This is a genomic window from Alteromonas sp. S167 (assembly GCF_036864375.1).
In the GTDB taxonomy this organism is placed as follows: domain Bacteria; phylum Pseudomonadota; class Gammaproteobacteria; order Enterobacterales; family Alteromonadaceae; genus Alteromonas.
This window is the reverse complement of record NZ_JAZETR010000012.1, coordinates 1-13,012: the sequence shown is the minus strand read 5'-3', so window position 1 is coordinate 13,012 and position 13,012 is coordinate 1. Positions and strand designations below refer to the sequence as shown.

At 42.6% G+C, this 13,012-nt stretch carries 12 protein-coding genes; 8 read left to right on the top strand and 4 right to left on the bottom strand.

The window, feature by feature from the left end:
- The first annotated feature begins 601 nt into the window (after positions 1-601).
- Complete coding sequence (locus V7R35_RS16135) at positions 602-1,024, top strand: hypothetical protein (protein WP_061487080.1); 423 nt, start codon at positions 602-604, stop codon at positions 1,022-1,024.
- A 184-nt stretch (positions 1,025-1,208) separates the two neighbouring features.
- Here the strand turns inward: V7R35_RS16135 and V7R35_RS16130 are convergent, their stop codons facing one another.
- A complete protein-coding gene (locus V7R35_RS16130) occupies positions 1,209-2,102 on the bottom strand; it encodes a LysR family transcriptional regulator (protein WP_014976573.1) in 894 nt (297 codons plus the stop codon).
- Between the two features lie 159 nt (positions 2,103-2,261).
- On the opposite strand from V7R35_RS16130, the gene V7R35_RS16125 reads away from it, so the two are divergent.
- The 4 genes from V7R35_RS16125 (at position 2,262) to V7R35_RS16110 (ending at position 5,871) form a co-directional block, all read left to right on the top strand.
- The gene (locus tag V7R35_RS16125; protein ID WP_014976572.1) at positions 2,262-3,020 is read left to right on the top strand and encodes an SDR family oxidoreductase; all 759 of its coding nucleotides are present in this window, start codon (positions 2,262-2,264) and stop codon (positions 3,018-3,020) included.
- 74 nt (positions 3,021-3,094) lie between these two features.
- Positions 3,095-4,102, top strand: a complete 1,008-nt coding sequence (locus V7R35_RS16120; RefSeq protein ID WP_014976571.1) for a zinc-dependent alcohol dehydrogenase family protein — start codon at positions 3,095-3,097, stop codon at positions 4,100-4,102.
- A gap of 22 nt (positions 4,103-4,124) precedes the next feature.
- On the top strand, positions 4,125-5,132 hold the full coding sequence (locus V7R35_RS16115) for a zinc-dependent alcohol dehydrogenase family protein (protein ID WP_014976570.1): 1,008 nt from the start codon (positions 4,125-4,127) through the stop codon (positions 5,130-5,132).
- Between the two features lie 283 nt (positions 5,133-5,415).
- Positions 5,416-5,871, top strand: a complete 456-nt coding sequence (locus V7R35_RS16110; protein ID WP_014976569.1) for a PaaI family thioesterase — start codon at positions 5,416-5,418, stop codon at positions 5,869-5,871.
- A gap of 398 nt (positions 5,872-6,269) precedes the next feature.
- Here the strand turns inward: V7R35_RS16110 and V7R35_RS16105 are convergent, their stop codons facing one another.
- Positions 6,270-7,436, bottom strand: a complete 1,167-nt coding sequence (locus V7R35_RS16105) for a hypothetical protein (RefSeq protein WP_202285656.1) — start codon at positions 7,434-7,436, stop codon at positions 6,270-6,272.
- A gap of 216 nt (positions 7,437-7,652) precedes the next feature.
- Here V7R35_RS16105 and V7R35_RS16100 point away from each other — a divergent pair, with 216 nt between their 5' ends.
- Entirely contained in the window at positions 7,653-7,811 is a 159-nt protein-coding gene (locus V7R35_RS16100) for a hypothetical protein (RefSeq protein WP_156079180.1), read from the top strand.
- A 1,078-nt stretch (positions 7,812-8,889) separates the two neighbouring features.
- On the opposite strand, the gene V7R35_RS16095 is transcribed toward V7R35_RS16100, so the two are convergent.
- The gene (locus V7R35_RS16095) at positions 8,890-9,747 is read right to left on the bottom strand and encodes a hypothetical protein (protein WP_061487032.1); all 858 of its coding nucleotides are present in this window, start codon (positions 9,745-9,747) and stop codon (positions 8,890-8,892) included.
- 221 nt (positions 9,748-9,968) lie between these two features.
- Here V7R35_RS16095 and V7R35_RS16090 point away from each other — a divergent pair, with 221 nt between their 5' ends.
- Positions 9,969-10,943: a tyrosine-type recombinase/integrase gene (locus V7R35_RS16090; protein ID WP_061487031.1), complete on the top strand. Its 975-nt coding sequence runs from the start codon at positions 9,969-9,971 to the stop codon at positions 10,941-10,943.
- A 442-nt stretch (positions 10,944-11,385) separates the two neighbouring features.
- Positions 11,386-12,348 (top strand): hypothetical protein, encoded by a 963-nt coding sequence (locus V7R35_RS16085; protein WP_334015956.1) that lies wholly within the window; start codon positions 11,386-11,388, stop codon positions 12,346-12,348.
- Positions 12,349-12,634: 286 nt separating this feature from the next.
- Here the strand turns inward: V7R35_RS16085 and V7R35_RS16080 are convergent.
- Positions 12,635-13,012: hypothetical protein (locus V7R35_RS16080; protein WP_334015954.1), on the bottom strand; the 378-nt coding region annotated here is incomplete at its 5' end.

Here is a 13,012-nt window from a genome sequence, read left to right as displayed (position 1 = left end):
TGAAATATAACAACTTTGTGGTCGTTGTTATATTTCAATAATTTCTTTTTAAATCAGAGTGTTGAAACTAAACAATTGTTGTCATTAGTAGTAGATTCATTACACTCAAGCAATCACCTCATGCAATATGATTTAAGACTTGAATGGATACAAAACTTTTCGAAATTGCACGCCCCTTTGTCTATAAACGTTCGCTAGCCAAATTATTAAGTAGCCGCCAGTATTTTCTTGTTTGGGCATGGAAGTAATATGCAAAAAATTCTTTCAACACCAAAAACAGTAAAGCGCTTCAATCAATGGAAAAAGGACATCGCAAATATTGATAACTACCGAGCGTTCTTGACTGTTCGACAAGTTAATAAAGTAGGAAGAAGGCATTGGCTCTTTTGTAAGCGGCAAAGACGCGAGGTTCACCTATTAAGCGATGCAGAACTATACACTTATCATAAACTGCTCTGGAGACCAGGCACAATTCGAGTGATGGAGCAATTTGAAGCTACCTCGAGCTTCCATAGTCACAAACTCAATTCGTTAAAAAGGATTTATAACCGATTGTTTTATAGATAGTCCAAGTCATAAACTTAATTTCGGATTGACAAAAATGAATAGAACAGCTTCAAAAAATTTAGAAGAAGCAATTAAACTACTAAAAGAGTTTCACGATATTTTTATGGATAACGGCAAACCTCGTAGTAAACTCTTAAAAACCTCAAAAATTGAGATTTACGCAAGATGTAATACAGTTAGAGGACAGAATCATTTTTGCTTAAGTACGATCGCTATTGACCCGATGATCCAAAATCAACAAGTTTTTACTACTCTTTTGTTATTCATAGAATACGAGTTAACCTATGACTCAATGTCAGTGGAGTCGGTACTATCGCCGCGATTGGCTGATTTTTTAAAGAGAAAAGGATTCAAAGTTACGCTAGGTGACAAATCGTCATCTGATTTTAAGGTTCACTGCAAAAACTTAACGAAAAATTTCAATCAAACTAAGGTGGTTAACAAAAAAGAACCTTAGCTATCATAACTTCCGTTTCACGCATGATAACAAGCATTATCATGCGTGAATGTTGACCTTCATCGCTGAGTTACGTAACCCATAACCGACTCGTTGGACTGGAGTTTCCACCATAACTCGACAAGCATTTAAATATTATGCGCTGAAGTACAGATTATTGACTACCTACTTCTGCTTTGTGCCATTAGCGGACACTCAATCTTGACACCAAGTGATCAAAAACCAATCGAATACGTTGTGGTACTGGACCACGTTGAGGGCGATAAATATATAAATCCCAAGGCACCGGCTCGACCTCTTCTAACACTCTTATAAGTTTCTCTTGGCGTAATAAGTCTTGGACCAAAAAGTCAGGAATTTGAGCAAAACCTAGTCCATTTTGTATAGCCATTAATTCAGCTTCGGTGTCGGCACTTCGAAAACGTGTTATGGATGGCGTCCACTGTCTTTCCATGGAAAAAACCCATGGCCAAAGCTTTCCCGTATTGCGATCTACTAACCCTGTAGCGGGCAAGTGGTTTAGTTCTTCAATAGACGCAGGCCTTCCTACTCTATTTATTAACTCAGGCGAAGCCACGACATACATATTAATTTTGGTGAGCTGGCGGGCAATAAATCGACTATCTCTCATGAAGCCGATACGAATCCCAATATCTATTTTTTCGTCAACTACATCCACGCGCTCGTCACTGAGTGTCAGGTCTATATCCAGTTGAGGATGTATTGTTGAAAGTTCCAGTAATACTGGCATTAAGCATTTATGACCAAAACCAACAGGCGCTGCGATACGAACCCGCCCTTGTAATTCATTACCCGAATTAGGGGTGCTTGTTTGAAACAATTCATCTACAGCACGCAGGCGTTCTTTTGCTATCACAGCAAATTTTTCTCCAACTAGGGTCACTTGTATGTGTCGAGTATTTCGATGAAATAAAAGCTCCCCTTGCAATCGCTCTAACTCCTTCACTGCTCGTGTGACTGCCTGAGGAGAAATTCCCAGACGGTTAGCCGCTTCTTTAAAGCTGCGAGACTCAGCAGCAGTACAAAATATCCGGAGCATTTCCAATCTGTTAAGCATCACAGTCACATTCAGGTTTGAAATGAATACATAAATATTATTCCAAATTATGGAATTGTGAAATTAAAACGTTTCCATTTATTGATTTTTGACGGTAAGGGATAATTTGCTCGTTATTTAGACAGAGTCATTTATTCAACTGATTTGAGGATATTAACTATGAGCAGTGTTTTAGCAAACAACATCAACGGTAAGGTCGTTGTTATCACTGGTGGTAGCAGCGGTTTAGGCGAGACCACGGCAAGACATTTAGCCAGCCTTGGCGCATCTGTTGTTTTGGGTGCCCGACGCATCGACAAGCTTGAAGCTATTGCTGCTGACATACGCACAGCGGGTGGAAAAGTTGCGGTTCAAGCGACAGATGTGACTAGCCAGGACGAAGTGAAGGCCCTTGTAAATCTTGCACAAGAGCGCTTCGGTAAAATTGATGTGGTTATCAATAATGCAGGGTTAATGGCGATTGCACCGTTAGCTGAGACTCGAGTTGACGAATGGGATCGCATGATTGACATCAACGTTAAAGGTCTGCTGTATGGAGTAGCCGCAGCGCTTCCGATCTTTCAGGCTCAGGGAACAGGCCACTTTATCAATATTTCGTCCGTAGCGGGTATCAAAGTATTCAGTCCCGGCGGCACGGTTTATAGCGGAACCAAATTCGCTGTTCGCGCTATTGCCGAAGGCTTGCGCCATGAAGTTGGAGGTAACATTCGTTCAACAATCATTTCACCAGGTGCAGTCGAATCTGAATTAAAACATGGAAGTTCAGATACTCAGGGGGCAGCCTTTGTAAAAGATTTTTATCAGCAAAATGAAATTCCATCTGAATCTGTTGCTCGTGCTATCGCATACGCAATTGAGCAGCCTGCGGATGTGGATATCAACGAGATTGTTCTGCGCCCAACTGTTCAAGAGTTTTAATTCGTTTAATAAAAAACCTATTAACCAGCGGGTGATTTAACCACCCGCTGAATATTCAGTTTGTGAGGTTATTGATGACAGCGTTAAAAAGACAAATGCGTGCTTTGGCATTAGATAGCTATGAAGAGGGTACAGTATTCCGGGATGCCCTGATTAACTTACCCTCTCCATCAGCAGGTCAGGTGCAAGTAAAAATATTTGCAAGTGGAGTCAATCCTATTGATTACAAGATCCGCCAAGGTATCGCTCCTTATGCCATGCCGGAATTACCCGCAGTACTTGGCACCGATTTAGCTGGAGAAATTGTTGCTATCGGCGACGGCGTCGCCGACTTTGCAGTAGGCGATGCCGTTTATGGTCTGACTGGCGGAGTGCGAGGATTGCAAGGAACATTGGCTGAATATGCCAACGTAGATGCTGAGTTACTTGCTCTCAAACCGAAAAATTTGTCCATGCGTGAAGCTGCGGCTTTACCTCTGGTTGCACTTACCGCTTGGGAAGGTTTGGTTGACAAGGCGAATGTTAAAGCGGGCCAGAAAGTTCTTATCCAAGGTGGAGCTGGCGGAGTTGGACATGTAGCTGTGCAAATTGCTAAGGCCTTAGGAGCCGACGTTTATGCCACTGCATCGACTGGAAAACAACAACGGCTCAAGGCGCTTGGTGCCACGCCAATTGATTATCACACTGCAAGCCCTGCTGAGTACGTGGACGCATACACCCAAGGCAAAGGATTCGATATCATTTACGACACTGTCGGTGGCTCTGTACTCGATGCCTCATTAGGTATCATTGCACATTATGGACATATTTTAAGCTGTGCTGCATTCGGCTCACATAACCTGGCACCGTCGTCATTGCGCTCTGCAACATTATCAGCGATTTTTGTATTACACCCACAGCTCAGCGGAGAGGGGCGCAAACATCATGGTGACATTCTGCGGCAAATTACGGCTCTCGTTGAAGCTGGACAAATTAAGCCACTACTCGATCCGTTACGCTTCTCCCTTGACACGGCAATGGATGCACATAATGCTGTAGAGTTGGGGTCCATGGGTAAAGTCGTTATTGATGTAATTGCTTAAAAAGATATTGTGGAGGATGCATATGAGCCCAAGAAAACTAATTCGAACTGTTCGTTTCCATGAATTAGGTGGCCCCGAGGTATTAACTATTGACTCGCTGGCGAGTCCAAGTTTGCAGGCCACTGATGTACGTATTGCGGTCAAAGCTGTTGGGCTCAATCGTGCTGATGCCATGTTTAGGCGAGGCAGCTATATAGAAAAGGCTGACTTCCCTTCGCGAATCGGCTATGAAGCATCCGGGATAGTCATTGAAGTCGGGGAAGAGGTAAATCATTTACGCCTTGGGGACGAGGTTTGTATTGTCCCTCAGATGGGGCTTTCTCAGAACGGCTGCTACGCAGAAGAGGTTGTCGTACCAAATGAATATGTGGCACTCAAACCAGCAGGGCTAACCTTTGCCGAAGGCGCAGCTGCTTGGATGCAGTACCTGACACCTTATGGCGCTTTGGTCGAAATTGCTAACGTGCAAAAAGGCGATGCAGTACTGATAACCGCCGCATCGAGCAGTGTTGGATTGGCTGCGATTCAAATTGTGAATTCTCTGGGGGGTACCGCTATCGCTACAACTCTAACAGGAGCTAAAAAGGCTGCTGTGCTCAAGGCTGGCGCGGCCCATGTGATTGCAACCCAAGAAGAACCGCTACTGGATAGCTTGAGAAGCATCTTGGGAGCAAACAATTTAAAAATCGCATTTGATGCTGTCGGTGGGCCGCAGATAGCTGAAATTGCTGAAGCAATAAGCCCTGAAGGAACAATAATAGTGCACGGAGCATTAAGTCCCGAAGTAACTCCTCTTCCCTTAAAAATAGCACTTCGTAAAAGTCTGACAGTTAGGGGGTATGTGTTTACTGAAGTTATAAAAGACATCGAGCGTTTTCGCAGAGCAAAGCAATTTATCCTCTCGGGTTTATCCGAGGGAACACTCAAGCCTGTCATTGATCGAAGCTTTAAATTTGAAGAGATAGTAGCAGCGCATCACTATCTGGAGTCAAATCAGCAGATTGGTAAAATAGTGGTCGAACTTGATTAGCAGTTCGTGGCTTCCACTTGTCTCTCAACTCAGTCAGTGGCTGATTTTGGTCGGGAATTTGCGTGTTCAGTGGCGAGTAGCATGGCGGAATTTATTGGAAGGCTATATAACCCAAGCAATGAGATTTGGACGATCAAACGGGGCGATAAAATTCTAGCTTCTGTATGAAAGTCAGGGCTTTGCATTGGTGGAAGAGAAACTAGGCTTACAATGGGGTATAGAAGTCTTGGAGCAACGCTTCACCAGGTGCCTATAAACGTGAATAAATATTTGAGGAGTCTCAATGACAGCTACAAAAGAAGAAGTTATCGCTTTCATGAAATCGGAGTTTCCACAAAGCAAATGCGTTGTGGAAGCAGTGAGCAACGGTGGAGCGACTGTATCGCATCATGTGGGTCAGGATGAATTACGTCCTGGCGGAACGGTTTCGGGGCCTGTCTTAATGAGTGTGGCTGATGTGGCACTTTATGTGGCGATACTTGGTAAAATTGGCATCGTGCCATTGGCAGTAACAACTAGCCTTAACATCAACTTCTTACGTAAGCCATCGGCAAATGAGCGAATCATTGCGGAATGTTCTCTGATAAAAGTCGGCCGTACTCTCGTGGTTGGGGAGGTTTCTCTGTACTCTGAGGGGGTGAGTGATTTGGTAGCACATGCTGTGGGTACATACTCTATACCGCCCTATACATCGGAACGAAGTGAAAATATTAAAACAATTAACTCTCTGAAAGCTTGACTTCGTTTAAAAGAAAAAAGGCAGTTATTTGAGGGGAAGATTAAGTGGTTATCAATTGTAATCTTATATAAACGCCTACTTCAGGCCTGAAGCGGAGGCATTGGAGCAATTCGAGGCTAACAAATAGAGTCAGTCGGACAGCTAACGCTGTCGCTGCTTTGGGCGTAGAACGTTCGCCCCATGTCTACAACGGACAAGCGCGTTAGTAACCGTCAAGGTCCGCTTCACGCTCATAGCTGCCTGTCAGATGGAGTCAAAACCGACTCATCGAAACTGTGAGATCAGATATGAGCTACTACAAATTATGGTGCTACAAATTATGTTACCCTGTCAGCGCCCCTTAATCGCTTCATATCTAATTAGGCGCTTACAAGGAAAATGCAGCTGATTAGGTAGCATTATTCAGGGCAACTCATGGCTGCAAACCTCTGACCTTGGGTTAGGGTATTACGTCTTGCTCTAGAGGCGGGGCGTTGCGGATCCATCAAGTTTAAAGGGTACGCCCGGCTCTTTGCCTGTTTGTCAGTTTGTGTATAAACATCGTACCAGCATTGGCAGTGCGCCATGGATTTACTATTTGCTAGACACGTAGAGAAAAAGACGCTTTCGGTAAGCTTTTCATCGAGAGCTTCGGTCATCCCAAACAAAAATGGCAATGTGATTTTCGCGTCACAGGCTTGCGCTTTGGCCCAGTTGGTACCATTCCCTTCAACGACTTTTAATAAAATTTGTGAAATTTCAAAGTTTTTGAATAGTTTGTCGTGTTGTACCTTAAGTACTGCTTGCGCGTTATCTAATGCGTCACCGCTAATGGACTTGCATGAGCTTATCAGGTAGTTACTTGCCTGAATGACCTGATAAACTTCCTGAGGCGTGTATTTTCTGCGTTTACCTTTGGATATGTCCTCAATAAGTTGTCTGGGTACACTGTTAATTAATTGAGAAAGCGTGCGCCAATCTTCAATTTGAAGTGCTGTGGCCGCTTGTGGGCAAGCTTTCTTACTAGGATCCTGTTTACAAGCTAAGGCGAGCCCCCTCAAAAGTGCATACTTAGGGCCTCCAGGGCACGTGTTTTCATTTTTACACATGTCCTTGCAACTTCCCCCTAATATTGTTGTGGTATAGCAAGCCCTGTCATTTTGAGACATCGCCTGTATTAGTAGTGCATTTAACTGTCGCCCTTGCTCCTCGATGCCCTCCTCTAAGGCAGACTTGGGTTTTAACTTGTAGTTTCTCCAATATTGTTCAGCTGATGTGGGCATACCAACACAAAATAAATTGGTGTGATCGTTGATGACTCCGGCCTGTTCAAACGGGATGGAGATTGAGATTTCATCTTCGTTGAGTATTTTCCTGATTTCAGTCGGATGTTCAGAAAAATGCTTCAGTTGTTCTGGGGTGGCGACTTCCGCAGTTCTCACCGCAATACATTTACAGTAGCCATCCAGGTTATCCCTTCCCCCTTTGCATTTTGAGTAGAGTGCGAGGGTATCCTCATTTACACCTGCTGCGCAAAAAAGGGGAAATGTGAGCGTTACCACAAAAAATAAAAAGAGTCTGTTCATCTGATGTCCTTTTCAAGATTTACTCAGGTGACAGGGTAACTTATTGTGGATTTTTTGTACAATTAGTGAGTTTTAACGCCCGCTGTTGTGTTGGCTCTGTAAATCTCTCCTAATTAGTTACATTCATAATTAGAGGTTTCGGCTTAAACAATCGCTCATCCACATCAAATAATAATACGTTATCCAGTATACATTTGGTTACCGTAAGTTCCTGCAATGATTGGTCAACGCTTTTTTGCCCCTATAAACGCACTTGATTACGTTGAAGGCATTGTTACGCACTACAACGAAGATAGTGGCTTTGTAACATTAATTACTGATGAGGGTGATTGTTTCAAAGGCTATGAATATCAATTAGAGCCCATAATCGATTAGAGTTTTATCAACGTTATGCAATGACAATATGCTTTTTATTTTATTTACGTTCCAATGTATTCAACCCTTACAGCTCGCATTGTCAGTTTCGAGTTGCCTATAAAACATACGCTTTAACAATGACTTATGAAAGATTTTGCTTATATTTTTCTTGACTGATTTAATAGCGTTGATAGTATTTATTAGAACTCAATTGTACTAAAGGGACTTAATACTTAATGTTTTATCAATCAATGTACATCTTAGCAATAACATCCGTAATTGCTTTCGTGGCTTGGTATAACTTTGTTGGCTGGAAACGTAAATTCCCTCTTAATTTGCAGGAATATTTAGCCAAGAACCCTACAGCGAAGACAAAAAATGGGATAGCTTGCGCTTTTTGTGGTTCAAAATCCCTTCGAAATTTAGGTGCACATAATGCAACAGATAGCCGCCGTCGTGTTAGTTGCAACAGCTGCTCCTCTCCGCTTTATCACGCTAAGCAATAATCTGTGTTGGTTCTTTGCTACCTATAAGCACATTCCTCAATAAAACTGCTACACAGAATTATCAAATAAGGAGAAATAATGGGACTTTTCACAAGTGGGTCCAAAGCTTCACCTAAACTTTATTGGGAACCACTTAAAAACGAAGGTACTTCGGGTGTCCTTAGGCACACATATCGAACTAAGGTACCTGGAGGGTGGTTGCTTAGCGCTAGTGATGCTGATGGTATGGGATTGACTTTTCTGCCCGATCCTAACCATGAGTGGGATGGGAATTCGCTGGAATAAATTATCGGAAACAAACGTTGATACTTACCCGTAAGCTGCTCGCAATGCTCACCCGCTTAATGACGTTGTCACCTCATCACACATTGATAAGGCCATGTGTAAGGAGTGAAGGCTCAACAAATCATGGTTTGTTTTCTATGCCCTGGTATTCGCTGGGGCGATTCCCCGCCTTGTAACACTCTTTGTTACTGGTGCACAACTTCCATTCTCCATAATAATAAAAGGTTCGGTCTAATCGAAACGTATCGCCTTTTCTTTAGCTTCGTTAAACCTGGCTTACAATACCGGCCATTTTCCAAGGTGTCTTAGTCACTACTTTCATCAGTCGAGAAGTTCGCAGCAGTTGTGAAAATACTGCAATCTACTAACGCTTCTGCGCGTGGGTCCCCTTTTCGCTTTCTACATGCCTTTGCCCTATCCCAGCCTTCATTGAAAGCATTCTCGATGAGTAACTTGACTCTATTTCTGTCATTTGGGTTTAATCTAAGCATGAATTCTTCCAAAAACAGGTTTTTGGAGGCAGGTAATGCATTGGAAATCTGTTCTTTTACCGCTCTAACTTCACTGTCGGCACTGACGTTGTAATGCTTTGAGAATAGGAGTTCAAATACCTCATCATAGTTACTGGCATGCAATTCAGCTTTTGCCATATCAATGTTTGCTTTGGTTTGGGGGCTCACATCTATGGTGTCAGTGCGTTTGATACCGCGGTGCTTATAAGCCCGATAGCGATTTTGAAATTGCTTAATTGAGGCCTGGGGTAACCACGCTCGCATAGCCGAATATAGGGCTTTTGGGGCCAGTGTTTGCCATTCTTTTATTGTTACACTGTCAGCATTTACTAGGGCTTCTTTGTCTTTCAGATACGTTGATTCGGGGATGGAAGATAAAAATTTTAATAGGTGATTAGCTAGATAGTCAGACCACAACTCTTGCTCTTTTTGTGCTTTGAACAAGGTGAAAGATTGTTCAAATTCACCTAGCTTTTGAGGCTTAATATGTTTTCTCAACGCGATGAAGCCCATGCTTTTTCCTAACGCTAAAACATCACGCTCGAGCTTGTCTATATTTACGTTGGTAACCTTATCCTTTTCCTGTAAGGTTGATAAGAACGTGTTTAATTGCGCATGTAGAAATTGTTGCCAAAGGCTTTGGTCAGACATTGTTCACCCCTTCTTCTTCTTGTCTCTCATATTACCTTAAAAACAAAAAAGAATGAAAGCGTTACTAGTAACGCTATTTGTATTGCGTATCGTTGTACTAAGAATAAGATATAAATAAAGCGTTACTAGTAACGCAAAAGAGATTTCTTGATCTGCCCTCTCCCCTGCTCTATTATTCAATATAAGTCGAATTATCTTAAATTATAAAAAAGCACCTATTTATGAGCGCAATGTTAATTCATGTAGAAAATGTACCGATGGCGATCGCTGAATCAGATCGAGATCGCGTAATTGGAAACTTACGTGAGTTAAAGGACGATGTATGGGAATTGAAGTCAGAAAATACGAAACGCGCTTATCAGTATGACTTTAATCAGTACCTAGGGTTTTGCAAAGATAATGCATTACCGGCGATGGCCAGTGATGTCAATGTGACTAAAACAACATGTCGTGCCTATCTGGACTACTTGATGTCGACCAAACTGAAGCATCATTCAATACGTCGAAAAATTGCGTCAGTGCGCTATTTCATTGGTGTAAGCGAATTGCCGGACCCGTGGAAACAGTCAAAACTCTTTGCCGAATACACCAACCATAAGATAAATCAAAAGCCCAGTCGTCAGTCTCAAGCCGCGCCTATGCGCCTTGAAATTATTGACGCCATCAATGCAAAACTCGATACGGATCCGCTGATTGGGTTACGTGACGCCGTCATCTTTAATACGGCGATAGACACGATATTCCGAGCATCCAATTTGTTAGCTATTGAGATCCATCACATCGATTTTGCTAAACAACGGATCTTTGCGCCTCGCTCCAAGACCGATAAATCAGGTAAAGGCCAGTACGGCTATATCTCAACAACCACTATCAATCTTATCGACAAATGGCTCACAAGAACGGGCATTGCGGATGGCCCCTTATTGAGAAAATTATCACCCAAGCAAACGGTACAAGATAACGCGATGCAATACCATGCACTCTTGGCCAGATATAAGAATTTAGCGGCAACACTCAATTTAGAATTCAAACCAAGCTGCCATAGTACCCGGGTCGGTGGAGTGGTAACCATGTTTGAACGAGGTATCTCATTAGATCAAATTCAAAAGGCCGGCGGGTGGACAAGTTCAGCTATGCCGATGCATTACGGTGAAGAGTTTGATGTCACAAAGACTGGGATGGCCAATGTACGATAAGACAACAGACTGATTGAAAAATGCTGTCCTAACAACTCACTGGTGACACAAACGGCTGCGCTTTCAAGCGCGGTTATTGCGCTGTTTCAAAATCGTGCTAATTTGGTTATTAATGCATGATAGCGCTAGTAAAATTCCCCTTAAGGAAAAATAGAAAAAAATCTGTTTTATCACGAAAAAACCAGTGCTGACAGAGGTTTATATTTTATATTCGTTATTCTTACAAAACACTCGTTCAATCGGTGTTCACGTCATTAAGCAAGGGTATACAAAGATGTTTGTAACGTACTGACGGGTATAAAAAAATCATTTACGAAGGTAAAACTAGTGTTTTCTTTACAACAGTGAAAAACACAAACCTATTAGTAATTTACGGGCTGTGTTCATATTTCGCTTTCAGTTATTTATACAATCGTCATTAACTAACTCTGTGAGACCGACAATGAATGCTAAACCGAATCAGGCGCTAGGCAATGACGATGAAGTTGCACTTCATGGGGTGACCCTCGAACATGTTTTCGTCGAAATTGATTCACTGAAATCAGAATTCGCTGACATTGAAGCCACGCTTTACGAACAACTGCAGCTTGATGGCCAGTTAAAACCGATTGATGCGCCTTCTTTGCATAGGGCTACGGTGTGTGTTGAGACGGCGTCACACCACTTAAATAGCTATGCCGTTACCTCCGATGTAAAAGTGGCAGTGGTGGCCATGCTGTTGCTAGACATTGAGCTTCAATATCGCCATTTCTCATCGATATGTCCTCGCTTATTGGGGAAAAAAGCCTCAGACATTGGCTATCGCGATATCTTTGTTAAATTCTTTGACCTCATTGCACGAGAATTGGCGCGCTATGACAAGCAATCAGGTCGGGGCTCAGATCCTTCCCTCTCTGAACTCAGTGTTCTGGAGAAACATATACAAGAAGAAGTCGTAAAAGCCATTGCCCCAGTGAACAGCATAATTCAGTTAATTCTAAATGATTACGCGCTTTTATCGTCAATCTCCGGCGTTACGAAGCGGGCGCATAATAAAGACAGGCAACGCTACTTCAAAGTAGCTAAAAAAACCCGTGACGGTTACATCAGTCGTTTTAAAGCGAGCATCGCTGCTGCGTGGGAACAAGTGTCTGCGTTAAGTGAAGAGCTTATCGAACTCAAAGCAGCAAAGAAGACTCAGATCATGGCGCTCAACAAAGAGCTTAAAAAAACGCGCGAGAAAGCTCTTCAATTTCGAAGTGTGCCTAACCCGATGAGTGAGCTTTTAGGGATAGACATTGAAGTGAATAAAGACGAAGAAATCGCGTCATTGTCAAAAAAAGTAGACAGCTTAGAGGCCGTCAATACAGAGCTCCAACGGGAAAATGTCCGATTAAATAAATTGTTGTCTACTTCAGGGTTGTGAACATGGCTAATAAAATCTGTACTACAATTCATGGCATCAGTCTTGAGGAGCAAGGAGATCGATAGCGTTAATTTCATCGTTATTTTTTGTGAGCGGTTGCGTTCATTTTTTATCTAACGCGATTATACTGGGCGAGCTGAGTTGGTAGGCAGCAAAAGACAAACACCAGACGTTCGAGGAGTAACGATTTGGCCAAATTTACTGAGCCACGACACAACGATCTATATCAGGAGCATAGTATCTTGCTTGAATATAGATACCTACTGCCAAATGCAAGCAATAACCGTTATCTGGACAAAAACTCTATCAGTTTTGCTTGATATTCATCGATGCCATCAGGTGAGTGATTAATTAGAAACTCAAACACTTCAAACTCTGTTTTAAGCTTATTGTGTGAATATTGCTTCAGTAGAGATTTTCCCCGTTTTTTCGGTGAGTTTCCTCTAACGTTTAATCCTTCATCATAAATTTTGTCATGACGAGCATCCCAATAAAGCCCAAGTTCATGCTCTAAATCTTGGTAGGGCAAAAAGACAACATTTTTCAAATTCGCAAGGTTACCGACATTCAGTTGATCGCCGTCTAACGCACATAGGACATTCTCAGGGCCAGAAAAGAACTCCTGCGCCTCATTTCTATTTCGTATATCAACTGTATTCTGAGC